Source organism: Streptomyces sp. CNZ287 (assembly GCF_007827615.1).
This window is the reverse complement of record NZ_VISV01000003.1, coordinates 288,650-315,007: the sequence shown is the minus strand read 5'-3', so window position 1 is coordinate 315,007 and position 26,358 is coordinate 288,650. Positions and strand designations below refer to the sequence as shown.

Sequence of the window (26,358 nt, the reverse complement as noted above, 5' to 3'; positions counted from 1 at the left end):
GGCTTCTAGCGTCAATTGGCGAGCGAAAAATTGTCGAAAATGATCGCCGGAGGAGACCATGAGCCCGTCCCTGGGCGTGCAGCTCTACACCGTTCGCGACGAGATCGCCGCCGACCGCCCCGGCACGTTCGCCGCCCTGTCCGGCTTCGGCTACCGCCAGGTCGAGTGCTACGACGTACTGACCGACCCCGAGGAGCTCCGCGCCGACCTGGACACGGCGGGCCTCGCGGCCGGCTCCGTCCACGCGCATGTGCTCGCCGGTCCCGAGCAGGCCGACGCCGCCTTCCGGGGCGCGCGCACGGTCGGCGCCGACACCGTCTTCGTGCCGTATCTGCCGCCGGAGCGGTTCGCCGGCGCCGAGGAGGTACGCGCCGTGGCCGGCGAGCTGGCCGAGGCCGCGAAGCGCGCCGCGGGCCACGGCCTCGCGCTCGGCTACCACAACCACGAGTTCGAGCTCTCCCAGCACGTCGGCGGCGTCCCCGCGCTGGAGGTGCTGGCCGACCTGCTCGCCGGGCTCGACGCCCCGGTGCAGTTCGAGGTGGACACGTACTGGGCGGCGGTCGGCGGCCAGGACGTGCCCGCGCTGCTCGGCCGCCTCGGCGAGCGCGTCACGCACCTGCACATCAAGGACGGGCCCGTCACCAAGGACGACCCGATGACCGCCGTCGGCGCCGGCCGGATGCCCGTCGAGGACGTGCTCGCCGCGGGCGCGGGCGCCCGCCGGCACATCGTCGAACTCGACGCCTGCGCCACCGACATGCTCACCGCCGTCCGAGAGAGCTTCGACTGGCTGGAGGGGAAGCGCCGATGACCGCAGGAGAGCCCCTGGGCGTCGCCGTCGTCGGCTGCGGCACGATCAGCGACCAGTACCTGACGAACCTCACCGCCTTCCCCGACCTGCGCGTGCTCTTCTGCGCCGACCTCGACGCGGAGCGCGCCGCCGCGCAGGCCGCCGCCTACGGCGTACCGGCGCACGGCAGCACCGAGGACGCCCTCGCCCACCCCGGCGTCGAGCTGGTCGTCAACCTCACCCTCCCCGCCGCCCACCACGACGTGGCCGCGGCGGCGATCGGCGCCGGCAAGCACGTGTGGAACGAGAAGCCGCTGACCCTCGACCCCGTCTCCGGCGCCGAGCTGGTCACCCGGGCCGCCGGGGCGGGCGTGCGGCTCGGCTGCGCCCCGGACACGTTCCTCGGCGCCGGGCTGCAGACGGCGCGCCGGCTCGTCGACGACGGGGCGATAGGCGTGCCGCTGAGCGGTCTCGCGCTGCTGCAGACCCCGGGCCCGGAGTCGTGGCACCCCAGCCCGGAGTTCTACTTCCTGCGGGGCGGCGGGCCGCTGTTCGACATGGGCCCCTATTACCTGACCTGTCTGGCCACGCTCTTCGGCCCGGCCCGGCGGGTCGCGGCGGTGGCCAGCAGGGCGCGCGAGACCCGGGTGGTCGGCTCCGGGCCGAAGGCTGGCACGGAGTTCCCGGTGGAGGTGCCCACGCACGTCGCGGCGCTCCTCGACTACGCCGCGGGCCAGACCGCCTCGCTGGTGGTCAGCTTCGACTCCCCGCTGAACCGGCAGGGGTTCGTGGAGATCACCGGCACCGAGGCCACCCTCGCGCTGCCCGACCCCAACCGCTTCGACGGCTCCCTGCGGCTGCGCCCCACGGGCTCGGCGGAGTGGACGGAGATCGAGGCGGCGGGTGCGACCGCCGGGCGCGGCATGGGCGTGCTCGACATGGCCAGGGCGCTGGCCGCGGGCGAGCCGCACCGCGCCTCGGGGGAGCTGGCGCAGCACGTGCTGGAGACCATGGCGGCGGTCGAGAAGTCGGCGCGGGACGGGGAGTTCGTGCCCGTCGCGGGCGCCGGCTTCACCGTGCCGGCGGCGCTGCCGGCCGACTGGGATCCGGGCGTACGGATGCGTTGACGTCCCTCCGGGGCGCGGGCACACTCCGGAACCATGGCAGAGAAAGCGCTTTCTCGACGTGGTAAAGGCCGCTGGACTGGCGGCATCAGCCTGTGGAGCGCCGATAAGACCAGAACCCTTTCTGGCGCAGCGCAACGAAGCAGGAAGCCACGGACTCCCTCCCGGAGCTTGTGCTGCCCAGCGGTACAAGCTTCGGGAGGGAAGGCCAGAATCCCCGGGCCTCAGCCCGGGGAGCACGTCAAACCTTCGAACCGCACGTTTCCTCTGACGTCTTCGCCGACCTGCTCGCCGAGCATGACATCCCCGTGGTCCTCGGCGCCCGGCTCCGCTGCGTCGACCGCTCCGCCGCCTCGTCACCGACGATGGCCGCGCGCACGGCGGCTGGATGTTCGTGGACGCGACGTACGAGGGCGACCTGATGGCACGCGCAGGCATCGACTTCACCCCCGGAGACCCGGGGGCACGCAGACGTACACCGTCGACCAGCGCTCGCGCGGCGGGCAGTGGGGGGTGCTGGGCCGGCACACCTTCGCGGCGGGGACGGCGGCGGGCGTACGGATACGCAACGACGCCACCGACGGCTACGTGGTCGCGGACGCGGTCAAGGCGGTCAGCGGGACCAGGCCGGGGCCCAGGTGCCGGCGGGGTCCGTGGGTGTGTGCCGCGGGGCGCGGGCGGCGGCGTAGTCGCGGAGCAGGGCGAGGCCGGGGTGCGCGTTGTCGGTGTGCCAGTGCAGCAGGTGCGGGTAGACGGGGGTCGGGTCGAGCAGCGGGATGCGGCACAGGTCGTAGTCGACGGGCCAGACCAGCGGGGTCCGCTCGCTGAGGAAGGTGCCCACCGTGGTGGATTCGGCGACCGTGTCGAGCAGGCTCTCGACGCCGAAGTCGGGGCCCACCGCGTCGATGACGAAGCCGAACTCCGCCGCCATGTCCTCGTAGTACGCGGCCCACTCGGTGCCCGGCGCGTTGCCCGGCATCCAGATCCGGTGCCCGGCGAGCTGCGCGGGCCTGACGGAGCGGGCGCCGGCGAACTCGTGCGCCGGGCCGGTGACGAGCTGTACCGGTTCGTACATCACGTACCCGACCGCGATGTCGTCGGGCAGCTTCCGGCCGGGCGGCGGCAGGGTCCGGAACGTCGCGTCGATCGTGCCGTCGCGTACCGCCTCGACGGCCGGGCCGCCGCCGTAGACCGTGACGACGTCCAGCTCCACCTCGGGGTGCGCGCGGTGGAAGTCGCGCAGCAGCCCGGCGGTGGCGACCCGGCGCCCCACCACGTCCACGCGCAGCGCCCTGCTCCCGGGCCGTACGGACGCCGCGGCCCGCTCCGCGGCCTGCAGCAGCGTGCGGGCGTGGGGCAGGAACGCCTGGCCGTCGATGGTGAGCTTCGCGCCGCGCGCGGTACGGGTGAACAGCCGCACCCCGAGGCCCTTCTCCAGCCCGGCGATGCGCTTGGAGACGGCCTGCTGGGTCAGCATCAGCTCGGCCGCCGCCTCCTGGAACTGGCCGGTGTCGGCGGCGGCGACGAAGGTGCGCACGGCATCGAGGTCCACGCCCGGCAACCCTAGCCGCAGCCGCTACGGAACCCGGCCCCCCGCCCCGGCGCCGGGCCCGGCCCCCGTGCCGCCGCCGCTCCCGGCCCCCTCCTCCGCGTACGCGCCGAGCCCCGGCGTCCGCGGCGGCACCGCCGTGGACTGGACGATCGAGGTCGTCGTCTGCCCGTGCAGCAGGAAGCGGTCGAGCACCTCCTCGAAGGTGTCGAGGTCCGTCGCATGCACCTTGAGCAGGAAGCAGTCCTCGCCGGTGATCCGGTGGCACTCGCTGACCTGCGGCAGGCTCCGCGCCAGCGCCGCGATCCGCGGCAACTGCCCCGGCCCGGGACGCACCCGGACGAACGCCGCCACCGGGTAGCCCAGGGCGGCCGGGTCGACGTCCAGGCGGTAGCCGCGGATCACCCGGGACTCCTCCAGCCGCCGCACCCGCTCGCGGGCGGTGGGCACGGAGACTCCGGTGCGCCGGGCCAGCTCCGCCATGGACAGGCGGGGGTCGGCGTCGAGTGCGGTCAGGATCGAGCGGTCGAGTGCGTCCACCGTTTCACCTTGGCACGAGGGGCGCCCGTTTCGTACCCCGGAGCGGAAAGTGATCCGCCGCTGGGCTTTCCGGTTCGCCATGGCCCGCGGAGGCGCGCGTTGCGACGATTCCCCCGTGGCCGACTCCCTGCCCCGCAGCCCCGCCGCCGCCTCCGGCGGCCGGCTCGCCCTCGCCGCCGAGCGGGTGCCGCCGCCGGCGTTCCTCGTCTCCTCCGCGGTCTTCCACTACCTCGGCCCGGCCTGCGCCGTCCTGCTCTTCGCCCGCCTCGACGTGCTCGGCGTCGCCTGGCTGCGGATCGCCTCGGCCGCACTGGTCTTCGCCGTCTGGCGGCGGCCGTGGTGCGACTGGCGGGCGGCGACGCCGTACCAGCGGCGGCTCCTGGTCGCGATGGGGGCCGTCCTCGCCACCATGAACTGCACGTTCTATCTCGCCCTCGAACGGCTGCCGCTGGGGACGGTCGGGGCGGTGGAGTTCCTCGGGCCCGTGGCGCTGGCCGCGGCCGGGGTGCGGACCAGGCGGAACGTCGCCGCGCTGGCGCTGGTCCTCGCGGGCGTCGCGCTCCTCACCGACGTGCACCTGGTCGCGGAACCGCTCGGGCTCGCGCTGGCGTTCGGCAACTGCGCGCTGTTCGTGCTCTACGTCGTCCTCGGCCACCGGCTCGCGGCCGACGGCGGCGCGTCCGGGGTGGGGCGGCTCGGCGCGGCGATGCTGGTGGCGGCGGTGGTCGCGGCGCCGGCGGGGCTCGCGCAGGGCGCGGCGGCCGTGACGTCACCGGTACTGCTGGCTGCGGCGTTCGGGGTGGGGGTGTGCTCGTCGGTGATCCCGTACGTGTGCGACCAGCTCGCCATGGCGCGGGTGCCGCGGGCGACGTTCGCGCTGATGCTGTCGCTGCTGCCGGCGACGGCGGCGGTCATGGGCGTGGCCGTCCTCGGCCAGGTGCCGGGCGCCGCGGAGGCGGCGGGCATCGCGCTGGTCGTCGCGGGCGTCGCGGTGCACCGGGAGCGGGACGCGGCGGCGCACGCGTAGCCGCGGGTACGGGCGGTGAAGACGGCCGGAAATGGACTGTCCCTCCGGCCGGACACCCCTGCGCCACGCGCCGGCCCGGCCGCTCGCCGGGCCCCCCGGGCCGCGTCAGTCCGCCGCCGCCACCCGCCGGGGCTCCTCGCCCAACTGCTCCGCCAGCCACGACGGCACCCCGTCCAGCAGCCGTACGAGCCGCGTCGCCTCCGCCCGCAACCGGCCCGCCTCCGGCTCCGACTCCACGTCGGCCAGCGCCATCAGCGCCGGTGCCGTACCGATCAGATAGCCCACCTCCTCGCGCAGCCGCAGCGACTCGCGGAAGCCGTGCCGCGCCTCGGCGAGGTCGCCGGCGTCGGCCGCGAGCGAGGCCAGGTGGCGCCAGGTGAACGAGCACAGCAGCAGGTCGCCCTGCTCCACGGCGCCCGCGTGGGCGCGGCGGAACGCCGCCAGCGCCGCCGTCGCGTTCTTCGTCAGGTGCTGTGCGACGAGACCGCGCCGGAAGTCGAGCATCGGCCGGTACGGCGACGTCGGCGCCAGCAGCGCCGCGGCGCGGCCGAGCGCCGCACGGGCCTCGTCGGAGCGGTCGCGCTCCTGGAAGAGCGTCGAGGCGTACGCGAGATAGCCCCGCTCGCACGCCGTGACGCCGCGGTTCTCCCCGTCGATCGACAGCGCCTCCGCGTTGCGCACCGCGTCCTCCGCGCGCTCCCAGCCGGCGGCCGTGAACATGCACTGCTCCACCAGCAGCGCCGCGCGCTGCCGCGCCGCCTCGGCGTCGGTCCCGGCGGCGTCGTCGAGGAGCGCCGCGGCGTCGTCCCAGCAGCCGCGCGAGCGCAGCCGCCAGATCGCCCGCTCCAGCGGATCCTCCGACATCACCGATTCCGACCGTGCCATGGCGGTATCCGCCACTTCTGCCTCCCCAACGCGCCGTCGAGCCAAGGAACAACAAGAATCAACGCAGCCCACTGTGAGTCGAATCTCAGCACGAAGTCTGCCCTGGGCCAAGGGCTTGCGTGAACGACTTCACAAGATCTTGGCCAACGGATTGCCCGCGGCACGGGAACGACGCGCACGAACGTACGGCGCGGACGCAGCCGTTCAGTGAAGAGGCCGCGCTCGCGGACGGCGGCGGTCAGCGCATGCGCAGGGCGAGGAAGAAGTCGAGCTTGTCCTCCAGCCGGGCCAGGTCCCGGCCCGTGAGCTGCTCGATCCGGCCCACCCGGTAGCGCAGCGTGTTCACGTGCAGGTGGAGGCGGGCGGCGCAGCGGGTCCAGGAGCCGTCGCAGTCGAGGAACGCCTCCAGGGTCGTCACCAGCTCCGCCCGGTGGCGGTGGTCGTACGCGCGCAGCGGGTCCAGCAGCCGGGCGGTGAACGCGCGGCGTACGTCGTCGGGGACGAAGGGCAGCAGCAGCACGTGCGAGGCCAGCTCCTCGTGGCCGGCGGCGCACACGCTGCCCGGCCGGGCGGCGGCGACCCGGCGCGCGTGCCGGGCCTCCTCCAGGGCGCCGCGCAGTCCCTCCGGGGAGTCCACCGCGGCGCTGATGCCGAGCGTGAGCCGGCCGTCGTCGGCCAGCGCGCGGGCCAGCGGCTCCCGTACGGCGGCGAGCAGCGCCGCGGCGCGCAGCCCGCCCGCGCCGGCCGCCGCGCCGCCCGCCGCGCCGGGGCCGGCCACCGCGCTCGGGCCGCCGGAGCGTGCGCGGCCGGTCCCGGCGCCCTCGGCGGCGCCCTTGCGGGACCGCCCGCCCCCCGCGCCGGGGTCCGCGCCGCCCGTCTCCGGCGCCCCGTCCGCCGCCCCCCGCGCCGGGACCGCGGGCAGCGGCACCAGCGCCACCGCCTCGTCGCCGGTGTGCGCCACCGCGATCCGCTCGGCCGGGTCCCGGTCCGCGCCCGCGAGCATCTCCTCCAGCATCGCCTGCGCCACAGGACCGCCCGCGATCCCCGGCTGCCCGTACGGGACCTCCCACTCGACCCGCGCCACCACCACCTGCCACTGCGGCGCCGCCCCGGTCCCCGGCAGCAGCACCGGCACCGCCACCCGCAGCCGTGCCGCGATCTCCGCGGGCTGTGCCCCGGCCTGCACCAGCTCCAGCACCTCCTGCGCCAGCCGCCGCCGCACCGACCGCGCGGCGTCGCGCCGCTCCCGTTCCACGGCGATCAACTGCGTGACGCCGTGCACCAGGTCCAGCCGCTCCGGCGGCCACTCCCCGGCGTCCGCCTCCACCGCCAGCAGCCAGTCCGAGAGCACCGTCTCGCGGAGGTCCCGCCCGCCGCCGACGGGGAAGAGCGAGTACGTCACGCCCCCGCCCGCCGCCGGCAGCGTCACCCGGTGCGGCCCCGGCCGGCCGCCGCGCAGCGCCCCGAGGTGCTCGCCGGCCAACTGCGCCCGCAACTGCGCCGGCAGCCGCCCACCGGCCGCACCGGCCGCGGTGCCGGCGATCTGCCGGCCGGTGGGGGAGAGTACCCACGCGCGCAGGTCCAGATCGGAGCCGAGGAGGTCGAGCACCACGTCGGGGCCGCCGCCCGCGGGCCCGGACGACATCAGCCGGCGGTGCCGCTCGACCACGGCCGCCAGATCGCCGGCCCGCTCGCCGGAGACCTGCCGTACCACGTGCTCGGTGATGGTGGCGAACGCGACGTCCTCGTCCACCGCGAAGAGCGGCAGCCGGTGCCGCGCGCACGCGCGCACCAGGTCCTCCGGCACCCCCGCCCCCGACAGCTCCGCCTCGCCCGCCGCGAGCCCGGCGACGCCGGCCGCGGCCAGGATCCGTACGAAGGGCTCCGAGTCCTGCGGCCCGTGCCGCCAGGCGAGCCCGGTGAGGACCAGCTCGCCGCCCGACAGATACCGGCTCGGATCCGTCAGGTCGGTGGTCATCACGCCCCGCACCGTGCGGTCCAGCTCGTCCGCGCCCCCGAGGAGCCGCAGGCCCAGTGCCTCGGAGTCCAGGAGTGCCCGCAGCCTCATGCGCGTCCCCTTGCTGTCGGTCGTGCGCCGGCCGGCCCGCCCGTGCGGGCGGGCCGCCGGGCGGTCGTCGTGGGATGTCCCGCAGGGGAAGGATGCCCCGGACTTCGTTCGAATCTACAAGAACCGGGTTCCGGCCTGCCCCTTGCTTCATGGTTTCCGTGACTGCACCCGGACGGCGGCGTTTCTGTGTACTTGGGCCACGTTCCGTCAACAGCACAAGCACACAGCCGCACTTTCGAGGGAAAGCCGAGAGGATCCATGGACTTCCTGCGCCCCGCAAGCTGGGCGGAAGCGCTCGCCGCCAAGTCCGAGCATCCGGAGGCCGTACCGATCGCGGGCGGCACGGACCTCATGGTCGAGATCAACTTCGACCACCGCCGTCCGGAGTACCTGCTCGACCTCAACCGCATCGGCGAGTTGGGGGAGTGGGAGACGGGCGCGGAGAGCGTGCGGCTCGGCGCCTCCGTGCCGTACGCGCGCATCGTGGCGGAGCTGGGCGGGGCGCTGCCGGGTCTGGCGCGGGCGGCGCACACCGTGGCGTCTCCGCAGATCCGCAACCGCGGCGGCGTCGGGGGCAACCTCGGCACGGCCTCCCCGGCCGGCGACGCGCACCCGGCGCTGCTGGCCGCGGGCGCGGAGGTCGAGGTGGAGTCCGTACGCGGCGGCAGGCGGATCCCGGTCGACGAGTTCTTCACCGGCGTCAAGCGCAATGCGCTCGCGCCCGACGAGCTGATCAAGTGGGTGCACGTCAAGAAGGCCACCGGACCGCAGGAGTTCTCGAAGGTCGGCACCCGCAACGCCATGGTGATCGCCGTGTGCGCGTTCGGCATCGCCCTGCACCCCGACACCCGCACGGTCCGTACCGGCATCGGCTCGGCCGCGCCGACGCCCGTGCGCGCCACCGCCGCCGAGGAGTTCCTGAACGCGGCGCTGGCCGAGGGCGGCTACTGGGAGAGCGGCCGGACCCTCCCCCCCGCGCTCGCCCGGCAGTTCGCCGAGCTGGCGGCGGGCGCCTGCAACCCCATCGACGACGTGCGCGGCAGCGCGCGCTACCGCCGGCACGCGGTCGGCGTCATGGCGCGCCGCACCCTCGGCTGGACCTGGGAGTCGTACCGCCGGGGCGCGGCGGGGGCCACACGAGCGGAAGGAGCCGCGTGATGCGGGTGACGTTCACCGTCAACGGCCGCGAGCAGCAGGCCGACGACGTCTGGGAGGGCGAGAGCCTGCTGTACGTGCTGCGCGAGCGGATGGGCCTGCCGGGCTCGAAGAACGCCTGCGAGCAGGGGGAGTGCGGCTCCTGCACGGTACGGCTCGACGGCGTGCCGGTGTGCGCCTGCCTGGTCGCCGCCGGGCAGGCCGAGGGCCGCGAGGTCGTCACCGTCGAAGGGCTGGCGGAGGACGGTCTCTCCGCCGTCCAGCAGGCGTTCGTCGACGCCGGCGCCGTGCAGTGCGGCTTCTGCACCCCGGGTCTTCTGGTCGCCGCGGACGACCTCCTGGAGCACAACCCCTCACCGTCGGACGCCGACATCCGCGAGGGCCTGTCGGGCAACCTGTGCCGCTGCACCGGCTACGAGAAGATCCTCGACGCGGTCCGGCTCGCCGCCGCCCGCCGGGGCGAGGGGGCCTGATGTCCGACGTCACCCGCATCCCGACGAGCCTCACCCAGGGTTCGCGGACCGCCGGCGGCATCGGCGAGTCCAAGCTGCGCCCCGACGGCACGCTGAAGGTCACCGGGGAGTTCGCGTACTCCTCCGACCTGTGGCACGAGGACATGATCTGGGGCCACACGCTGCGCTCGCCGTACGCGCACGCCGAGATCGTCGCGATCGACACCTCTGCCGCCCTCGCCCAGGCCGGGGTCTACGCCGTGCTCACGTACGACGACCTGCCCGCCCGGCAGAAGAACTACGGCCTGGAGATCGCCGACACCCCCGCGCTCGCCGCCGGCCGGGTGCGCCACCACGGCGAGCCGGTCGCGCTGGTCGCCGCGGACCATCCCGAGACCGCCCGCCGGGCCGCCGCGAAGATCCGGATCGAGTGGCGGGAGCTGCCGCTGGTCACCGACGAGGAGTCCGCGCTCGCCCCCGGCGCGCCCGTGCTGCACCCCGACCGCACCGACGACTGCGCCGACGGACAAAGGCCGCACGTACCGCACCCGAACATCGTCCACCGCCAGCCGATCGTCCGCGGCGACGCCGCCGCGGCGGCCCTCAGGGCGGACCACATCATCACCGGCGAGTACGAGTTCGGCATGCAGGACCAGGCGTTCCTCGGCCCGGAGTCGGGCCTCGCGGTGCCCGCGGAGGACGGCGGCGTCGACCTGTACGTCGCCACCCAGTGGCTGCACGCCGACCGGCGGCAGATCGCCCCGGTGCTCGGGCTGCCGGAGGAGAAGGTGCGCATGACGCTCTCCGGCGTCGGCGGCGCCTTCGGCGGGCGCGAGGACCTGTCGATGCAGATCCACGCCTGCCTGCTGGCGCTGCGCACCGGCAAGCCGGTGAAGATGGTCTACGACCGCTTCGAGTCCTTCTTCGGCCACGTGCACCGCCACCCGGCCAGGATCCGCTACGAGCACGGCGTCACCGCCGAAGGACGGATCACCCACGCCCGCTGCCGCATCGTCCTCGACGGCGGCGCGTACGCCTCCTCCACTCCGGCCGTCGTCGGCAACGCGGCGTCGCTGTCCATGGGCCCGTACGTGGTGGAGGACGTCGAGATCGAGGCGGTCGGCCTCTACACCAACAACCCGCCCTGCGGCGCGATGCGCGGCTTCGGCGCCGTCCAGGCGTGCTTCGCGTACGAGGCGCAGATGGACCGGCTCGCCGCGGCGGTCGGCATGGACCCGGTGGCGTTCCGGCAGCTGAACGCCATGTCCGAGGGCTCGCGGCTGCCGACCGGGCAGCGGGTCGACTCCCCGGCGCCGGTCGCGGAGATCCTGCGCCGCGTGCAGGCCAGGCCGCTGCCGCCGGAGCGGCAGTGGGAGAGCGCGGGCGGCACCGCGGACGTCCGGGCACTGCCCGGCGGGCTGTCCAACACCACCCACGGCGAGGGCGTCGTACGGGGCGTCGGCTACGCGGTCGGCATCAAGAACGTCGGCTTCTCCGAGGGCTTCGACGACTTCTCCACCGCCCGGGTGCGGCTGGAGGCCGTCGGCGGCGAGCCGGTGGTCACCGTGCACACCGCGGCCGCCGAGGTCGGCCAGGGCGGCATCACCGTGCAGGCGCAGATCGCCCGCACCGAACTGGGCGTCGCCCGGGTGGTCATCGCCCCGGCCGACACCCGGGTCGGCTCCGCGGGCTCCACCTCCGCCTCCCGGCAGACGTACATGACGGGCGGCGCGGTACGGAACGCCTGCGCGGCGGTGCGCGAGCAGGTCCTCGCCCTCGGCCGGCGCAAGCTCGGCACGTACCACCCCGCGTGGACGACGGCCGAACTGCTGCTGGAGGGCGGCAAGGTCGTCACGGACGGCGGCGAGGTCCTCGCGGACCTGGCGGACGTGCTCGACGGCGAGCCGCCCGTGGACGTCGAACTGCCCTTCAGGCACCGGCCCACCGAGCCCTTCGACATCGAGACGGGACAGGGCTTCGGCCACGTCCAGTACTCCTTCGCCGCGCACCGCGCGGTCGTCGAGGTCGACACCGAACTCGGCCTGGTCAAGGTCGTCGAGCTGGCCTGCGCCCAGGACGTCGGCAAGGCGCTCAACCCGCTGTCCGTCGTCGGGCAGATCCAGGGCGGCACCACGCAGGGCCTGGGCGTGGCGGTGATGGAGGAGATCGTGGTCGACCCGGCGACCGGGCGGGTGCGCAACCCGTCGTTCACCGACTACCTGATCCCGACCATCCTCGACACCCCGGCCATCCCCGTCGACGTGCTCGAACTGGCCGACCCGCACGCTCCGTACGGGCTGCGCGGCGTCGGCGAGGCGTCCACGCTCTCGGCGACCCCGGCGGTGCTCGCCGCCATCCGCCAGGCCACGGGACTGGCCCTCACCAAGGCCCCGGTACGGCCGGAGCACCTCACCGGCACCTGAACCGCACCCGAAACGAGACCGACGCACCAGCAGTTCCGCCTTCGCCTCGGGCCGTCCCCCGGGTCGTGCAGCACCACCCATCCCACATCCCGCAACCGCGGGTGCCTCTGTGAACCCTGGGAGAACGCATGACCCAGTCCTCCGTCGACCGGCGCGCCGAAGCGCCGTCCCGCCCGCCCGGCACCGCCGCCTCCGGCCGCACGTCGTGGCTCGACCGCTACTTCGGGATATCCCGGCGCGGTTCCACGGTCGCGCGCGAGGTGCGCGGCGGGCTCACCACCTTCATGGCGATGGCCTACATCCTGCTGCTCAACCCGCTGGTCCTGGGCGGCGAGGACGCGGCGGGCAACGTGCTGGCCCCGTCGGCACTGATCACCGCCACCGCGCTGGCCGCCGCGGTCACCACGCTGCTCCTGGGCTTCTTCGGCAAGGTGCCGCTGGCCGCCGCCGCCGGGCTCAGCGTCTCGGGCGTGCTCGCCAGCCAGGTCGCGCCGCAGATGACGTGGCCGCAGGCGATGGGCATGTGCGTCGCGTACGGCGTCGTGATCATGCTGCTGGCCGTCACCGGCCTGCGCGAGATGATCATGAACGCGATCCCGCTGGCCCTCAAGCACGCCATCACCATGGGCATCGGCATGTTCATCGCCCTGATCGGCCTGGTGAACGCCGGGTTCGTGCAGGCCGGCGAGGCGAAGATCGTCACCCTCGGGGTGAACGACCAGCTCCGCGGCTGGCCCGTGTTCGTCTTCTGCCTCACCCTGCTGCTGATCTTCATGCTCCAGGCGCGCGACGTGCCCGGCGCCATCCTCATCGGCATCGTGGCCGGCACGGTCGCCGCGGTCGTCGTCAACGCGGTCGCCGGCCTCAAGCCGGAGGCGTGGGCGAACGGCCGGGCGCCCGAGCTGCCGGCCGGCGGGGTCACCTCGACGCCGGACTTCGGCCTCCTCGGCGAGGTGTCGTTCCGCGGCTGGGGCGACGTCGGCGTGATGACCGTCGGCATGATCGTCTTCACGCTGGTGCTGGCCGGGTTCTTCGACGCGATGGCCACCATCATCGGCGTCGGTACGGAGGCGAAGCTCACCGACGAGAAGGGCCGGATGCCGGGGCTGTCGCGGGCGCTCTTCATCGACGGCGCCGGCGGCGCGGTCGGCGGCGCCGCGGGGGCCTCCGGGCAGACGGTGTTCGTGGAGTCCGCGACCGGCGTCGGCGAGGGTGCCCGCACCGGTCTGTCGAGCGTCGTCGCCGGGCTGCTGTTCGCGCTGGGGCTGCTGTTCACCCCGCTGGCGCAGCTCGTGCCGGGCAACGTGGCCGCCGCGGCGCTGGTGGTCATCGGCGCCATGATGATGGCGAACGCGCGGCACGTGGACTGGGCCGACCGGGGCGTGGCCGTGCCGGTGTTCCTGACGGTCGTGCTCATGCCGTTCACGTACTCCATCACGGCGGGCGTCGCCGCTGGCGTCATCTCGTACACGGCGATCAGGGCCGCCCAGGGCAAGTGGCGCGAGCCCGGCCCCTTCATGTGGGTGCTGACGGCCGTCTTCGCCGTCTTCTTCGCGCTCCATCCGATCGAGCAGTGGATGGGTGTCAAATAGGACCAGGGGCCCTGTGAGGAGCTGATCAGCATGCTGGACATCGCTGCCGACCTCGCCCGGTGGTGCGCGGAGGGCCGCCCCTTCGCCGTCGCCACCGTCGTGGGCACCAGCGGCTCCGCGCCGCGCGGCCCGGGCGCCGCGCTGGCGGTGGACGCCGGGGGCACGGCGGTCGGCAGTGTGTCCGGCGGCTGCGTCGAGGGCGCGGTGTACGAGCTGTGCCGGGAGGTCCTCGAAACCGGCGAGGCGGTGCTGGAGACCTTCGGCTACTCCGACGACGACGCCTTCGCGGTGGGGCTCACCTGCGGCGGGGAGATCGACATCCTCGTCGCGCCGGTCAGTGCGGGCAGCGTGCTCCGTACGGCGCTGGCCGCCGCCGCGGAGGGCGGGGCCGCGGCGGTCGCGCGAGTCGTCGGCGGCCCGGCCGCGCTGCTCGGGCAGGCGCTGCTGGTACGCCCCGACGGCACGTACGACGGCCGCTTCGCAGGCCCGCTGCCCGGCCTGCCCGACTGGGACGGCGCCGCACTGGAGCGCACCGCCGCCGCCGAGGCCGCCGCGCTGCTCGACGCGGGGCGTACGGACACGGTGTCGGTCGGCGCGGCGGGCGCGCGCTGCGGGGAACCGGTGACACTGCTGGTGGAGGTGAGCGTGCCGGCGCCGCGGATGGTGGTCTTCGGCGCGATCGACTTCGCGCACGCCCTGGTCCGCATCGGCAAGTTCCTCGGCTACCACGTCACCCTCTGCGACGCCCGCCCCGTCTTCGCCACGGCCCGCCGGTTCCCGGAGGCCGACGAGGTGGCGGTGCGCTGGCCGCACGAGTACCTGGCGGACGCGCTGGCCGCGGGCGAGCTGGACGGGCGCACGGTGCTGTGCGTGCTCACGCACGACCCCAAGTTCGACGTGCCGCTGCTCACCGCCGCGCTCCGGCTGCCCGTGGCGTACGTCGGCGCGATGGGCTCGCGCCGTACGCACCTGGACCGCAACCGGCGGCTGCGCGAGGCGGGCGTCACCGACCTCGAACTCGCCCGGCTGCGCTCGCCGATCGGCCTCGACCTCGGCGCCCGCTCGCCGGAGGAGGTCGCGGTCTCCATCGCCGGGGAGATCGTCGCGGCCCGCCGGGGCGGCACGGGGGTGCCGCTGACGGGCGCGCACACGCCGATCCACCGGGAGCGGGGGGCGGCGGGCCGGATCGGCGACGTGGCCTGAGACGCCTCAGCCGGACGGGGTCCTGGCGGTGACGTAGCCGCACTCGACGGTCTCGTCCTGCCCGTCCGCGGTCACCGCCAGCCCGCCCGCGGCCAGCGTCCGTGCCGCCCGCGCGGCGACCTCGCGGTGGGTCGCGGCGCTCCACGCGGGCAACTGGAAGAACACGCTCAGCCGTCCGCCGGGCCGCAGCAGCACGGCGGCCGCGCGGGCGGCGGCGGGCTCCGTCCACAGCAGCCGTACGTTGAACGCGTACGCGACGTCGAAGGGCTGCCAGGACGCGAGGTCCGCGGGGAAGGCGCCGGTCCTGAACTCCGCGAGCCCGGCGGCGACGTGGGCGGCGTTGCGCCGCCCGGCAGCGGCGGTCATCTTCGCGGACCGGTCCAGGCCGACGAACCGCGGCGCCCCGTCCCGCGGCCCTCGGGCCAGCTCCGCGCAGACGTGCGACGCGGTCACCCCGTGCCCGGCGCCGATCTCCAGCACCCTGTCGCCCGGCCGTACGGCCAGCGTCCGCGCGGCCCACTCGTGACGGTCCATACGGGCCAGTATCGGCCACGGCTCAGCGCAACTGCAGCTCCACGAGCACCGCGCGGTGGTCGGTTCCGGCCAGCTCGGGGAACTCGATCCCGGCGGGGCTCAGCCGGTCGCTCACCAGCACGTGGTCGATCTGGGCGCCGAAGAGGGGCGTCGCCGACGCCGGCCAGGTGGGGGTGCGCGAGCGGCCGAGCAGCATGGCGCTGTCCCGCAGGCCGGTGTCGAGGATGTCGCGGAACGCCTCGTGGTCCTGCGAGGAGTTGAAGTCGCCGCCGAAGACCGTGGGCACGTCCCCGCGCCCCGCGGCGGCGTCCCGCAGGCGCCCGAGCTCGGTGCGCCAGGCGTCCATGGACCCGGGTGTCGGCGGCATCGGGTGCACGACCTGGAGCCGCACCCGCTCGCCCGCGACCCGCGCGGTGGCCGCGGGCATCGACAGTGTGCCGGGCACGCCGGGCTCCTCGGTCAGCGGGTACCTGCTGAGGATGGCGGAGCCCTCGGCGGGATCGCCGCCGTCGATGACGCGGTACGGGTACGCGGCCTGCAGCGCCGGACCGCGGAGGGCCTCCACGCAGCGGCTGTCGCACTCCTGGACCAGGGCGACGTCCGGCTCGTACGCGCGCAGCGCGGTGCGCAGGGCGGGGGTGGCGTCGCCGAACCTGAGGTTGGCGGAGAGCAGCCGGAACTCCTCCCGGGGCGGAGAGGAGGGCGGCTCCGCGGCGGACTCGTAGGGCCGTACGAACCAGGCGGTCCCGGCGACGACGACGAGCGCCCACACGACACCGGCCCGGCTGCGGGCGAGTCCCATCAGCAGCAGACCGAAACCGCCGGGCACGAGCAGCCAGGGCAGGAAGGCGGCGAGCTGCGGCAGGGGAGAAACACCGTCACCGCCGGCGACACGGAATCCGAGAACCCCGGAGACGGGCAGCAGGGGCAACCCCCCGGCGAGGACAAGGGCGAGCCGCAGGCGCGAGGAGCGCCGGGCGGCGCCCGCTGCGGCGTGCCGCCGAGCGGAATCCTCACCCCGCACGGTGCCCAGCGGCCCTCCGGGATGCGCGGGACCGGGTGCGTTCCCGGCGTGGCCGGAGCTTCCGCCGTCCGCCTGTGCGGAGCCGGGGACCGTGTCAGCGCGCGGAGCTCCTGCGGATCCCGCCCGGCCGTTGTGCCGTGGGGACGCGTGCGCGGCCCCGGTCCGCGGTGAGTCCGGCCGGTCCGCGGCACCGGCCGCGTCGCCCGCGTCAGCCGCGCCGCCCGTGCTCGCGCGGCCACCGCGCTCCGCCGGGTCCCGCGCCCTCCCGCCGCCGGCGTTCTCGCGCTGTCCGTCGAGCGTCCCCACCGTGTCCCCTGTCGTCGCCTCCGGCCCCCGATCTTCCCTCAGCCGGTCCGGCGGTGTGCGCACGGTCCCCGGGGGAGCCGGGCGACCTCACGCCCCGGCCGCCGGACAGGTCCTGCGCCGTGGGTAGCGGAAGGAGTGCCGGAGACGCCGGCCCCGGGCGGCCGCCGGAGCTGCGGAGCGTCCAAGCGTGCGGGCGGGGACGCCCGTCAGTGGGTCGCCGGCTGCTGCGGCGTCGGGGAGGACGGCGGCGCGGGGCGCTGCTGGGGACGCGGCTCGCCCTGGGATCGCGGCGGGGTGAAGTGGGCGTACGGCCGGCGGGCGGTGAGCAGCGGGTCCACGGTGATCCGTTCGGCGCCCACCGGCGTGGCCAGCGCGCGCAGCGCCGGCTCTCCCAGGCGCACCCACTTCTGCTCGGGGCCGAGCGCGCGCACCAGCGCGGCCTGGCTCGTGAACGCCACCGCCGTGCGCGTGCCCAGCGGCGTACGGAACATCCGCAGCCGCATCCCGCCCTTTCCGTCCTCCACGGGAACGTACAACTGAGGTCGGCGTCGGGGGGCGGGGGCAGATCCGGAGGTGTCCACACTCCGACGGTACGGGCCCCTGCCCCCGCTGGCACCCGTGTTCCGCGATGCGAGACCACCCCACGGGAACCTCCCGGAAGAGCCGCCGGTCAGAGGCGCCGGGGCGGCGGAGCGGCGGGAGGCGCCGTGCCCACATGCCGGACACCCTCCGCGCGCGGCCGCCCCTTCACGCCCGGCCGCACGCCCCCACACGCCGCCCCCGCGGTCGGCCCCCGGACCCGGCCCCTCTCACCGCGCCGCGGTCAGCCGCCACAGCGATGTCACCTCCGCCGCCCGTGCCGCGTGCAGCGGGTCCGACGGGTCCGCCGCCTTGCGGTGCCGGGGGCGGGTGTCGTGGCGGGCCGCCACCCGCAGCCCCGCCGCCTCGATCGCCGCATGCAGCTCCCCGCGGCCGCGCAACCCCAGGTGCTCGGCCAGGTCGGAGAGGACCAGCCAGCCCTCGCCGCCCGGCTCCAGATGTGCCGTGAGACCGGCGAGGAAGCCGTGCAGCATGCCGCCCCCCGGGTCGTAGACGGCGTGCTCCAGGGCGGAGGTCGGCTTGGCGGGCAGCCACGGCGGATTGCAGACGACCAGCGGTGCGCGCCCCGGCGGGAACAGGTTCCCCTCCATCACCTCGACCTGGTCGGCCAGGCCGAGCCGGTCGACGTTGTCGCGGGCGCAGGCCAGCGCGCGCGGGTCGGTGTCGGTGGCGACGACCCGCTCCACCCCCCGGCGCGCCAGCACCGCCGCGAGCACTCCGGTCCCGGTGCCCACGTCGAACGCCAGCGACTTCGCCGGCAGCGGAGCCTCGGCCACCAGGTCGACGTACTCGCCGCGCACCGGCGAGAAGACCCCGTAGTGCGGATGCACCCGCGCGCCCAGCGCCGGTATGTCCACGCCCTTGCGGCGCCACTCGTGAGCCCCCAGCGCGCCGAGCAGTTCGCGCAGCGCCACCGCGCCCGGCTCGGTCACGGGCCCGTACGCCTCGACCGCCGCCTCGCCGACGTCGGGCGCCCGGCGCAGTGGCACGGCCGGGCCCCGCGGGCCGGGTTCGAGCGGGACCAGCAGCATGCCGAGGACCCGCGCCCGGTGGCCCTTGGCCTGCCGGTGCCGGTGGAAGACGTCCGCCGGGCCGGTCGCCCGGCCGCCCGCCGGTGCGGCCGGCCGCCGGCCGCGGCGGGTGGCGCGACGGTCGATGCGGCGGCCCAGCGCGGCGAGGAGCTGGCGCCCGCCGTGGTAGTCGCCCTGCCACAGCACGGCCGTGCCCTCGCACACCAGCCGGTACGCGATGTCGGCGCACATCCGGTCGTCCGCGGGCACCACGCGCCGCGGGGGCGGGGTGCCGCCCGCGGCGTACCAGCGGGCGGTCTGCGCGCGTCCGTCCGCGTTCCAGCTCAGGATGGGGTGATCGGCCACGGGTCCATTTTCCCGCCTGGCCGCCGCGACGTCGCCCTCGGGGAGGCACGTGCTGCCATGCGCCCCTGACGCACGCGGGCCGCCGCACCCGCACGGCGGTGCGCGGCATGCCCGGACGTGTGCGCCCCCGACGCCCGTCCGGCGCCCCCGGCCGCCCGCGGACGCTCCCCCGCGCGCGCCCGGCACCGGACGGCCGCGGTCCGCCGCGCGGCCCGGCGGTGTCACCGCCCGCGGGTAGCCTCCGCGGCATGAGCATCAGGAGGGTCGTACCCGACATCAAGACCGAGTCCTTCGAGGCCAGCCGCGAGTTCTACGAGCGTCTCGGCTTCGAGGAGGTGATGAACCTGGGGTGGGTGATGGCGCTCGCCGCACCCGGCAACCCCACCGCGCAGTTGATCTTCATGGAGCGGGACGCCTCCGCGCCCGTGGAGCCGGACATGAGCATCGAGGTCGCGGACGTCGACGCGGCGCACGAGGCGATGCGCGCCGCGGGCGCCGAGATCGTGCACCCGCTGACCGACGAGGAGTGGGGCGTGCGGCGGTTCTTCGTCCGCGACCCCAACGGGCAGGTGGTGAACGTCGTCGCGCACCAGGGGTGACCCGCCCGGCGGACCCCGGCCGCTAGGCCCTGTCTGGCAGATCCCGCCTGCGTCCGGGGGTACCGCCCACGCGCGCGCAGCGCGCTGTGGGGGAGCCTGGCACGCACGCTCGCCGCGTTGTCGGATCGGCCGAAGAGGACCACTATGCGGTCGGCCCTCCGCCTTGCGATCGCACGCACCAGACGCCTGGGGGTACCGCCCACGCGCGCTTGCGCACTGTGGGGGAGCCCGCCCAGAGGGCGGACGGCGCTGTGTGCCAGACAGGGCCTACGGGAGCAGCCCCGCCCGGCGGGCGGCGGTGACCGCCTCCAGCCGGGTGTGCGTCCCGAGCTTGCGCATCGCCGAGCGCAGATAGCTCTTCACCGTCTCGGGCCGCAGCCCCAGCCGTTCGCCCGCCGCCGCGTTCGTCGCGCCCGTCGCGACGCACGCCAGCACGTCCAGCTCCCGCGGCGCCAGCACCGTCCGGTCGGGCCCGGCCCCGGCGGGCGGGGCGACGGTGACGGCCGCCGAGGCCAGCCGGTCGCAGAGCGCCAGCAGTTCCTCGCGCAGCTCCTCGTCGGCTATACGCGGCGCCAGCGTGCGCAGGTCGCGGTGCGCGGTGCGGACGTTCTCCCAGGCGACGGGGTCCGCCGCCCGCTGCGCCGTGGGCGTGGCGACGGCGAGGAGCCGGCGGGCCTCGTCGCGTACGGCGAGGGTCTGCTCCAGGTGGCGCGCCGTCTCCACCGCCGCGGTCAGCGACCGGTCGCCCAGCGGCAGCGAGTCGCGCAGCGCGCCGTAGAGCACGGCCCGCACCCGGCCGCGCACGACGACGGGCACCGCCAGCACCGAGCGCAGGCCCTCGGCGCCCACCGGGCCGTCGTACTCGTGGCTGATGGCGCGGGACGAGGTGTAGTCGGTGACCGCGCAGGGCCGGGAGAAGGCGATGGCCTTGCCGCCGAGCCCGTTGCCCGTGGCCACCCCGAGCCCCTGGAGGGAGGGCGTCACCGTCCCGCTCAGCTCGCTGATCCGCAGCTTGCGCCCGCCGTCGGTGAGCAGCCCGCCGAAGGCGACGGGCACGCCGCCGAACCGGCGCAGCCGGGCCAGCGCGCCGCGCACCTCCGCTGCGTCCGCGGTCTCCGGCATGTCGCTCGCTCCCTGGTGCTGACGGGGGATCGCCGGCGTGGCCGGCGGCAGGGCACCCCCGTACGGGGGTAGTGAGGCGTAGGTCACTCGCAGCACGATGCTAGCGAGCCGCCGCCGTACGAGGAGGACATGTGACGGCAACGAATCCGACCGCGGACTTCCGGTCCGCGCGGGATCTTCTGCTGGCGCGGAGGGAGGACTACGCCGCCGCCCGCGCGGCCTTCTCCTGGCCCAGGCCGGAGCGCTTCAACTGGGCACTCGACTGGTTCGACGCCATCGCCGAGGGCAACGAGCGCACGGCCCTCCACATCGTGGAGGAAGACGGCCGCGAGACGCGGTTGAGTTTCACTCGGATGAGTGAGCGCTCGAACCGGGTGGCGAACTGGCTGCGCGCCCAGGGCGTGCGGGCCGGCGACCGGATCGTCGTCATGCTCGGCAACCAGGCCGAGTTGTGGGAGACCGCGCTCGCCGCGATGAAGCTGCGCGCCGTCGTCATCCCCGCCACGCCCCTCCTCGGCCCGGCCGACCTCGCCGACCGCATCGAGCGCGGCCGGGCCGCCCACGTGCTCGTACGGGCCGCCGACGAGGCCAAGTTCGCCGAGGTGCCCGGCGGCTACACCCGCATCTCGGTCGGCGGCAGCGGGGCGGGCTGGCTCCCGTACGAGGACGCGTACGAGGCGCCCGCGAGCTTCACGCCGGACGGGCCGACGGCCGCGGACGACACCCTGATGCTGTACTTCACCTCCGGCACCACCGCGCTCCCCAAGCTCGTCGAGCACACCCATGTCTCGTACCCCGTGGGCCATCTGGCGACGATGTACTGGATCGGCATCCGCCCCGGCGACGTCCACCTGAACATCTCCTCACCCGGCTGGGCCAAGCACGCCTGGTCCAATCTCTTCGCGCCCTGGAACGCGGAGGCGACGGTCTTCCTGTACAACTACACGCGCTTCGACGCCGGGGCGCTGCTGGACGCCATGGCCCGCGGCGGCGTGACAACTTTCTGCGCCCCGCCCACCGTCTGGCGGATGCTCGTGCAGTCGGATCTGAGCGGTCTCGCCACCCCGCCGCGCGAGGCCGTCGCCGCAGGTGAACCCCTCAACCCGGAGGTCATCGAGGCCGTCCGGCGGGCCTGGAACCTCACCATCAGGGACGGCTTCGGCCAGACCGAGACCGCGGTGCAGATCGCCAATTCCCCCGGGCAGCCCGTCAAGCTGGGGTCCATGGGCCGTCCCACTCCCGGATACGACGTCGTGCTCCTGGACCCCGTCAGCGGCAAGCCCGCCGACGAGGGCGAGATCTGCCTCGACCTGACCGCGCGCCCCGTGGGCCTGATGACCGGCTACGAGGGCGACCCCGCCCGCACCGCCGAGGCCATGGCGGGCGGCTACTACCGCACCGGCGACATAGGCGCCCGCGACGCCGAGGGCTACATCACGTACATCGGGCGCAGCGACGACGTCTTCAAGGCGAGCGACTACAAGATCAGTCCCTTCGAGCTGGAGAGCGCGCTGCTGGAGCACGAGGCGGTCGCCGAGGCCGCCGTCGTGCCCGCGCCCGACCCGGTGCGGCTCGCCGTGCCCAAGGCGTACGTCGTGCTCGCCGCCGGCTGGGAGCCGGGCGCCGCCGCCGCGGAGGCGATCTTCGCGCACTCCCGCGCCGTGCTCGCCCCGTACAAGCGCGTCCGGCGGCTGGAGTTCGCCGACCTGCCCAAGACCGTCTCCGGCAAGATCCGCCGTGTGCAGCTGCGTGAGGCGACCGCCGCCGGATCCGCCGACGAGTACCGCGAGGAGGACCACACATGACCGCAGAGCCGTCCTACACGAGCGGAACCGGCGCCACCGCGCTGCTGGGCGACACCATCGGTGCCAACCTGGACCGCGCCATCGCCGCCCACCCCGACCGCGAGGCCCTGGTCGACGTGGTCTCCGGGCGCCGCTGGACCTACGCCGAGTTCGGCGCCGCCGTCGACGAGGTGGCGCGCGGGCTGCTCGCCCGCGGCGTCGCCAAGGGCGAGCGCGTCGGCATCTGGGCGGTCAACTGCCCGGAGTGGGTGCTCGTCCAGTACGCCTCGGCCCGTATCGGCGCGGTGATGGTCACCATCAACCCCGCCTACCGGGTGCACGAACTGGAGTACGTCCTCAACCAGTCCGGCACCTCCCTGCTGGTCGCCTCGCTGGCGCACAAGTCCAGCGACTACCGGCGGATGGTCGAGCAGGTACGCGGCAGTTGTCCCGCCCTGCGCAACGTCTTCTACATCGGCGACTCCGGCTGGGGCCGGCTGATCGAGGCCGGCCGCGCGGTGCCCCCGGAGCGGGTCCGCGAGCGCGAGGCGCTGCTGTCCTGCGACGACCCGGTCAACATCCAGTACACCTCCGGCACCACCGGCTTCGCCAAGGGCGCGACCCTGTCGCACCACAGCATCCTCAACAACGGCTTCTTCGTCGGCGAGACGCTGGGCTACACCGAGCAGGACCGGGTCTGCATCCCCGTCCCGTACTACCACTGCTTCGGCATGGTCATGGGCAACCTCGCCGCCACCAGCCACGGCGCCTGCATGGTCGTCCCCGGGCCCTCCTTCGACCCCGCCGCCACCCTCGCGGCCGTCGAGCAGGAGCGCTGCACCTCGCTCTACGGGGTACCCACCATGTTCGTCGCCGAACTGGCCCTGCCCGACTTCGCCCTGTACGACCTGACGTCGCTGCGCACCGGGATCATGGCCGGCTCGCCGTGTCCCGTCGAGGTGATGAAGCGGGTGGTCAACGAGATGCACATGGCGGAGGTGACCATCTGCTACGGCATGACCGAGACGTCCCCCGTCGCCACCCAGACCCGGCGCGAGGACGACCTGGAGCGCCGCACCGCCACCGTCGGCCGGGTCCTGCCGCACATCGAGGTCAAGGTCGTCGACCCGGTCACCGGCGTCACGATGCCCCGCGGCACCACCGGCGAGCTGTGCACCCGCGGCTACAGCGTCATGCAGGGCTACTGGGAGCAGCCCGAGCGCACCGCCGAGGTCGTCGATGCCGGCCGCTGGATGCACACCGGCGACCTGGCGCGGATGCGCGAGGACGGCTGCGTGGAGATCGTCGGCCGGATCAAGGACATGATCATAAGGGGCGGCGAGAACGTCTATCCGCGCGAGATCGAGGAGTTCCTGTACACCCACCCCAAGATCGCCGACGTGCAGGTGGTGGGCGTGCCGGACGAGACGTACGGGGAGGAGATCCTCGCCTGCGTGATCCTCAGCGATCCGGGGCACGCGCTCTCCCGGCGCGAGCTGGCCCACTACTGCGAGAACCGGCTTGCGCACTACAAGATCCCGCGGCATCTGCGGATCATGGAGGAGTTCCCGATGACGGTCAGCGGGAAGGTGCGGAAGGTCGAGCTGCGGGAGCAGTTCAGTGCTGCGGAATAGCGGCGGCCCGCGGGCACTTGGGACTGCCATGACGATCTTGCACTACGTCGGCGGTCCCACCGCGCTCCTTCACCTCGGCGGGGTCCGGCTGCTCACCGACCCGACGTTCGACCCGCCGGGCGAGTACCCCGTCGGCGGGCGGCGGCTGGTGAAGACCGCGGGCCCGGCGATAGCCCCGGCCGGCCTCGGCCCGGTAGACGCGGTGCTGCTCTCGCACGACCAGCACCCCGACAACCTCGACCGGGCCGGGCGCGAGTGCGCCGCCGCCGCGCCGCTGGTGCTCTCCACGGCGTCGGCGGCGGAGCGGCTGCGCGGCCCGGTGCGGGCGCTGCCGGCGTGGGAGTCGTACGCGGTGGGACCGGTCCGCGTCACCGCGGTGCCCGCACAGCACGGCCCGCCCGGCACCGGGCATCTGACCGGCGAGGTCACCGGGTTCGTGCTCACCGGGGACGGGCTGCCCACGGTCTACGTCAGCGGCGACAACGCCTCGCTCGACGTGGTCCGTACGATCGCCGCCCGCCTCGGCCCCGTCGACATCGCCGTGCTCTTCGCCGGCGCCGCACAGACCCCGCTGCTCGGCGCCGCGCACCTCACGCTCACCAGCGAACACGCCGCGGCCGCGGCCGCGGTGCTCGGGGCGCACGACGTGGTGCCGCTGCACTTCGAGCACTGGGAGCACTTCACGCAGGGCGCCGACTCGCTGGTCGCCGCCTTCGAGGCGGCGGGGCTCGGACACCGGCTGCGGCTGCCGCGGCCGGGGGAGGCGGTGGAGCTGTAGCCGGCCGTCAACCCGCCGCGGGCGCCGCGGTCTTCAGCTCCACCAGCCGCCGGAAGGACTCCAGCCGGGCGTCCTCGTCGGGGGTGTGCAGGGAGACCAGCAGTTCGTCGGCGCCGCTGCGGGTGACGAGGTCGCCCAGGGCGGCGGCCACCTGGTCCCCGGTGCCGGACACCTGGGACTGGCGGGCCTCGTCGAGGTAGCGGGCCTCGCGCTCGGTGAGCGTACGGGTCCGTATCTCCTCCGCCGCCGTCAGCGGCGGGAACTCCCCGCGGGTACGCGACCAGACCGTCGCCCACGCCTCGGGCAGCAGCAGATCGGCGGCCTGCTCCGCCGTGTCCGCCACCGCGGCGGCGACCGCCACGACGACGTACGGCGCGCCCTGCTGTGCCGAGGGCGTGAACGCCTCGCGGTAGCGCCCGACCGCGCGCAGCAGCTTCTCCGGGCGCCGGCCCGCGCCGATCACCAGCGGCAGCCCGTGCGCGGCGGCGATGTCGGCGCCGCCGTCGATGGCCAGCACGTACGCCGGCACCCGCAGCCCCTCCGCCGGTACGGCGTGCACCCCCGGGTACGCCGGCTGCGCGCCCTCGAACCAGCGCAGCAGCTCTGCCAGCGCCGTTCCGAAGTCCCCCGCGTCCGCCTCCCCGTGGCCCAGCGCGCGCCGGATGCCGTCGGTGAAGCCCAGCGAGCGGCCGAGGCCCATGTCGATCCGGCCGGGGAAGAGCGAGCCCAGCACCCCGAACTGCTCGGCGACCACCAGCGGCCGGTGGTTCGGCAGCATCACGCCGCCGGTGCCGACCCGGATCCGGGACGTGGCGGCGGCGACGGCGGCGGCCAGCACGGTCGGCGCGGAACCGGCGACGCCGGGGACGCTGTGGTGCTCGGAGACCCAGAAGCGGCGGAAGCCGTACCCCTCCACCTCCTGCGCGAAGCGCACGGTGCAGCGCAGCGCGTCGGCCGGGTCCTGGCCCTTGCGCCGCAGTGACCGGTCGAGCACGGAGAGGGGGATGTCCATGATCCCTACAACACCGCGGACGGCTCAGGATTCCCTTGCGTCGTGGACGAGGAGGGCGATCTGCACGCGGTTGTTGAGGTCGAGCTTGGTGAGGATGCGCGAGACGTGGGTCTTCACGGTGGGCACGCTCATGTACAACTCGGCGGCGATCTCCGCGTTCGACCGGCCGCGGCCGACCGCCACGGCGACCTCGCGCTCGCGCTCGCCGAGCGCGGCGAGCCGGCGGCGGGCGTGCTCCCCGGCCCGCGCCCGTTCTTCGGCGCCGGCGCCGGAGACCTGGGCGATGAGCTGCTGGAGCACCGCGGGCGACAGCGCGGGCTCGCCGGCGGCGACCTTGCGTACGGCCGCGACGATCTCCCGGGGCGGGGTGTCCTTGAGGACGAACCCCGCGGCGCCCCCGCGCAGGGCCCGCAGCACGTGCTCGTCGGTGTGGAACGTGGTCAGCACCAGCACCTCCGGCGGCTCCGCGCGCCGCCGCAGCGCCTCGGTGGCGGCGAGGCCGTCGAGGCGGGGCATGCGGATGTCCATGAGCACGACGTCGGGCGCGTGCGCGGCCACGAGCGCCGGCACCTCGCCGCCGTCCGCGGCCTCGCCCACGACGTCGATGTCGCCGGCCCCGCCGAGCATCAGCCGCAGCCCGGCCCGGACGAGGGGGTCGTCGTCGACGAGGAGGACGGCGATGCGGGCAGTGGGATCGGCGGGATCGGCGGGATCTGCCGGGTCCGCGGGATCTGCGGGATCGGGGGTCTGGTCGGGCACGCGCCCACCCTAGCGGGAGCGC

General features: G+C 75.0%; 23 protein-coding genes and 1 pseudogene. 13 read left to right on the top strand and 11 right to left on the bottom strand.

Translation table 11 applies throughout. The features are described 5' to 3' along the window. The first annotated feature begins 58 nt into the window (after window positions 1-58). From FB457_RS08940 to FB457_RS35995, 3 genes and pseudogenes are all read left to right on the top strand, one after another. Complete coding sequence (locus tag FB457_RS08940; protein ID WP_145781435.1) at window positions 59-811, top strand: sugar phosphate isomerase/epimerase family protein; 753 nt, start codon at window positions 59-61, stop codon at window positions 809-811. Then, entirely contained in the window at window positions 808-1,917 is a 1,110-nt protein-coding gene (locus FB457_RS08935; protein ID WP_125937769.1) for a Gfo/Idh/MocA family protein, read from the top strand. Before FB457_RS08940 ends, FB457_RS08935 begins: the two co-directional genes overlap by 4 nt. Window positions 1,918-1,950: 33 nt before the next feature. Further along, window positions 1,951-2,466, top strand: a pseudogene (locus FB457_RS35995) (hypothetical protein); the annotation flags it as partial. Window positions 2,467-2,527: 61 nt separating this feature from the next. Here the strand turns inward: FB457_RS35995 and FB457_RS08925 are convergent. Together FB457_RS08925 and FB457_RS08920 are read right to left on the bottom strand one after the other, a co-directional pair. Then, window positions 2,528-3,466 carry a LysR family transcriptional regulator gene (locus FB457_RS08925; RefSeq protein ID WP_047018717.1) on the bottom strand — a complete coding sequence of 313 codons (939 nt, stop codon included), beginning with the start codon at window positions 3,464-3,466 and terminating at the stop codon, window positions 2,528-2,530. 24 nt (window positions 3,467-3,490) lie between these two features. Beyond that, window positions 3,491-4,003 carry an Lrp/AsnC family transcriptional regulator gene (locus FB457_RS08920; protein ID WP_047018718.1) on the bottom strand — a complete coding sequence of 171 codons (513 nt, stop codon included), beginning with the start codon at window positions 4,001-4,003 and terminating at the stop codon, window positions 3,491-3,493. Between the two features lie 115 nt (window positions 4,004-4,118). Here FB457_RS08920 and FB457_RS08915 point away from each other — a divergent pair, with 115 nt between their 5' ends. Continuing rightward, entirely contained in the window at window positions 4,119-5,030 is a 912-nt protein-coding gene (locus FB457_RS08915; RefSeq protein WP_186461949.1) for an EamA family transporter, read from the top strand. A 105-nt stretch (window positions 5,031-5,135) separates the two neighbouring features. Here FB457_RS08915 and FB457_RS08910 read toward each other — a convergent pair whose 3' ends face one another. After that, the gene (locus FB457_RS08910; protein ID WP_047018720.1) at window positions 5,136-5,915 is read right to left on the bottom strand and encodes a hypothetical protein; all 780 of its coding nucleotides are present in this window, start codon (window positions 5,913-5,915) and stop codon (window positions 5,136-5,138) included. 238 nt (window positions 5,916-6,153) lie between these two features. Further along, on the bottom strand, window positions 6,154-7,983 hold the full coding sequence (locus FB457_RS08905; protein ID WP_047018721.1) for a PucR family transcriptional regulator: 1,830 nt from the start codon (window positions 7,981-7,983) through the stop codon (window positions 6,154-6,156). 258 nt (window positions 7,984-8,241) lie between these two features. On the opposite strand from FB457_RS08905, the gene FB457_RS08900 reads away from it, so the two are divergent. From FB457_RS08900 to FB457_RS08880, 5 genes are all read left to right on the top strand, one after another. Then, window positions 8,242-9,141 carry an FAD binding domain-containing protein gene (locus FB457_RS08900; RefSeq protein WP_145781431.1) on the top strand — a complete coding sequence of 300 codons (900 nt, stop codon included), beginning with the start codon at window positions 8,242-8,244 and terminating at the stop codon, window positions 9,139-9,141. Next, window positions 9,141-9,611, top strand: coding sequence for a (2Fe-2S)-binding protein (locus FB457_RS08895; RefSeq protein ID WP_047018723.1), 471 nt, complete (start codon window positions 9,141-9,143; stop codon window positions 9,609-9,611). Before FB457_RS08900 ends, FB457_RS08895 begins: the two co-directional genes overlap by 1 nt. Continuing rightward, complete coding sequence (locus FB457_RS08890) at window positions 9,611-12,013, top strand: xanthine dehydrogenase family protein molybdopterin-binding subunit (RefSeq protein ID WP_047018724.1); 2,403 nt, start codon at window positions 9,611-9,613, stop codon at window positions 12,011-12,013. Before FB457_RS08895 ends, FB457_RS08890 begins: the two co-directional genes overlap by 1 nt. 128 nt (window positions 12,014-12,141) lie before the next feature. Continuing rightward, window positions 12,142-13,605, top strand: a complete 1,464-nt coding sequence (locus tag FB457_RS08885) for a solute carrier family 23 protein (protein WP_145781430.1) — start codon at window positions 12,142-12,144, stop codon at window positions 13,603-13,605. Between the two features lie 30 nt (window positions 13,606-13,635). Then, the gene (locus FB457_RS08880; protein WP_047018726.1) at window positions 13,636-14,808 is read left to right on the top strand and encodes an XdhC family protein; all 1,173 of its coding nucleotides are present in this window, start codon (window positions 13,636-13,638) and stop codon (window positions 14,806-14,808) included. Between the two features lie 6 nt (window positions 14,809-14,814). On the opposite strand, the gene FB457_RS08875 is transcribed toward FB457_RS08880, so the two are convergent. The 4 genes from FB457_RS08875 to FB457_RS08860 all read right to left on the bottom strand — a co-directional run bounded on the left by FB457_RS08875 (window position 14,815) and on the right by FB457_RS08860 (window position 18,648). Beyond that, window positions 14,815-15,342, bottom strand: coding sequence for a methyltransferase domain-containing protein (locus tag FB457_RS08875; protein WP_047018727.1), 528 nt, complete (start codon window positions 15,340-15,342; stop codon window positions 14,815-14,817). A gap of 22 nt (window positions 15,343-15,364) precedes the next feature. After that, window positions 15,365-16,273, bottom strand: a complete 909-nt coding sequence (locus tag FB457_RS08870; protein ID WP_253911472.1) for an endonuclease/exonuclease/phosphatase family protein — start codon at window positions 16,271-16,273, stop codon at window positions 15,365-15,367. 605 nt (window positions 16,274-16,878) lie between these two features. Continuing rightward, entirely contained in the window at window positions 16,879-17,196 is a 318-nt protein-coding gene (locus tag FB457_RS08865; protein ID WP_347613666.1) for an SAV_915 family protein, read from the bottom strand. 285 nt (window positions 17,197-17,481) lie between these two features. Beyond that, window positions 17,482-18,648, bottom strand: a complete 1,167-nt coding sequence (locus tag FB457_RS08860; RefSeq protein WP_145781428.1) for a methyltransferase — start codon at window positions 18,646-18,648, stop codon at window positions 17,482-17,484. Between the two features lie 248 nt (window positions 18,649-18,896). On the opposite strand from FB457_RS08860, the gene FB457_RS08855 reads away from it, so the two are divergent. Beyond that, the gene (locus FB457_RS08855) at window positions 18,897-19,247 is read left to right on the top strand and encodes a VOC family protein (RefSeq protein WP_047018730.1); all 351 of its coding nucleotides are present in this window, start codon (window positions 18,897-18,899) and stop codon (window positions 19,245-19,247) included. A gap of 267 nt (window positions 19,248-19,514) precedes the next feature. On the opposite strand, the gene FB457_RS08850 is transcribed toward FB457_RS08855, so the two are convergent. After that, the gene (locus FB457_RS08850; protein ID WP_047018731.1) at window positions 19,515-20,369 is read right to left on the bottom strand and encodes a helix-turn-helix transcriptional regulator; all 855 of its coding nucleotides are present in this window, start codon (window positions 20,367-20,369) and stop codon (window positions 19,515-19,517) included. A gap of 131 nt (window positions 20,370-20,500) precedes the next feature. Here FB457_RS08850 and FB457_RS08845 point away from each other — a divergent pair, with 131 nt between their 5' ends. Genes FB457_RS08845 through FB457_RS08835 form a run of 3 tightly spaced genes read left to right on the top strand, consistent with a single transcriptional unit; the run spans window position 20,501 to window position 24,565 of the window. After that, the gene (locus FB457_RS08845; protein WP_047018732.1) at window positions 20,501-22,174 is read left to right on the top strand and encodes an AMP-binding protein; all 1,674 of its coding nucleotides are present in this window, start codon (window positions 20,501-20,503) and stop codon (window positions 22,172-22,174) included. Beyond that, window positions 22,171-23,787, top strand: coding sequence for an AMP-binding protein (locus FB457_RS08840; RefSeq protein WP_047018733.1), 1,617 nt, complete (start codon window positions 22,171-22,173; stop codon window positions 23,785-23,787). The genes FB457_RS08845 and FB457_RS08840 overlap by 4 nt, the downstream gene beginning before the upstream one ends. 28 nt (window positions 23,788-23,815) lie before the next feature. After that, window positions 23,816-24,565 carry an MBL fold metallo-hydrolase gene (locus FB457_RS08835; RefSeq protein WP_047018734.1) on the top strand — a complete coding sequence of 250 codons (750 nt, stop codon included), beginning with the start codon at window positions 23,816-23,818 and terminating at the stop codon, window positions 24,563-24,565. 7 nt (window positions 24,566-24,572) lie between these two features. On the opposite strand, the gene FB457_RS08830 is transcribed toward FB457_RS08835, so the two are convergent. Further along, a complete protein-coding gene (locus FB457_RS08830) occupies window positions 24,573-25,577 on the bottom strand; it encodes an MsnO8 family LLM class oxidoreductase (protein WP_145781427.1) in 1,005 nt (334 codons plus the stop codon). 24 nt (window positions 25,578-25,601) lie between these two features. After that, window positions 25,602-26,336, bottom strand: a complete 735-nt coding sequence (locus tag FB457_RS08825; RefSeq protein WP_145781425.1) for a response regulator transcription factor — start codon at window positions 26,334-26,336, stop codon at window positions 25,602-25,604. Between the last annotated feature and the right edge of the window lie 22 nt (window positions 26,337-26,358).

Bases quoted from the DNA above. Each gene is read 5' to 3' on its own strand.
- FB457_RS08940 (WP_145781435.1), top strand. From the start codon at position 59: ATGAGCCCGTCCCTGGGCGTGCAGCTCTACACCGTTCGCGACGAGATC.
- FB457_RS08880 (WP_047018726.1), top strand. From the start codon at position 13,636: ATGCTGGACATCGCTGCCGACCTCGCCCGGTGGTGCGCGGAGGGCCGC.
- FB457_RS08850 (WP_047018731.1), bottom strand. From the start codon at position 20,369: ATGCCGGAGACCGCGGACGCAGCGGAGGTGCGCGGCGCGCTGGCCCGG.
- FB457_RS08875 (WP_047018727.1), bottom strand. From the start codon at position 15,342: ATGGACCGTCACGAGTGGGCCGCGCGGACGCTGGCCGTACGGCCGGGC.
- FB457_RS08840 (WP_047018733.1), top strand. From the start codon at position 22,171: ATGACCGCAGAGCCGTCCTACACGAGCGGAACCGGCGCCACCGCGCTG.
- FB457_RS08830 (WP_145781427.1), bottom strand. From the start codon at position 25,577: ATGGACATCCCCCTCTCCGTGCTCGACCGGTCACTGCGGCGCAAGGGC.
- FB457_RS08890 (WP_047018724.1), top strand. From the start codon at position 9,611: ATGTCCGACGTCACCCGCATCCCGACGAGCCTCACCCAGGGTTCGCGG.
- FB457_RS08900 (WP_145781431.1), top strand. From the start codon at position 8,242: ATGGACTTCCTGCGCCCCGCAAGCTGGGCGGAAGCGCTCGCCGCCAAG.
- FB457_RS08905 (WP_047018721.1), bottom strand. From the start codon at position 7,983: ATGAGGCTGCGGGCACTCCTGGACTCCGAGGCACTGGGCCTGCGGCTC.
- FB457_RS08935 (WP_125937769.1), top strand. From the start codon at position 808: ATGACCGCAGGAGAGCCCCTGGGCGTCGCCGTCGTCGGCTGCGGCACG.
- FB457_RS08910 (WP_047018720.1), bottom strand. From the start codon at position 5,915: ATGGCACGGTCGGAATCGGTGATGTCGGAGGATCCGCTGGAGCGGGCG.
- FB457_RS08895 (WP_047018723.1), top strand. From the start codon at position 9,141: ATGCGGGTGACGTTCACCGTCAACGGCCGCGAGCAGCAGGCCGACGAC.
- FB457_RS08885 (WP_145781430.1), top strand. From the start codon at position 12,142: ATGACCCAGTCCTCCGTCGACCGGCGCGCCGAAGCGCCGTCCCGCCCG.
- FB457_RS08855 (WP_047018730.1), top strand. From the start codon at position 18,897: ATGAGCATCAGGAGGGTCGTACCCGACATCAAGACCGAGTCCTTCGAG.
- FB457_RS08835 (WP_047018734.1), top strand. From the start codon at position 23,816: ATGACGATCTTGCACTACGTCGGCGGTCCCACCGCGCTCCTTCACCTC.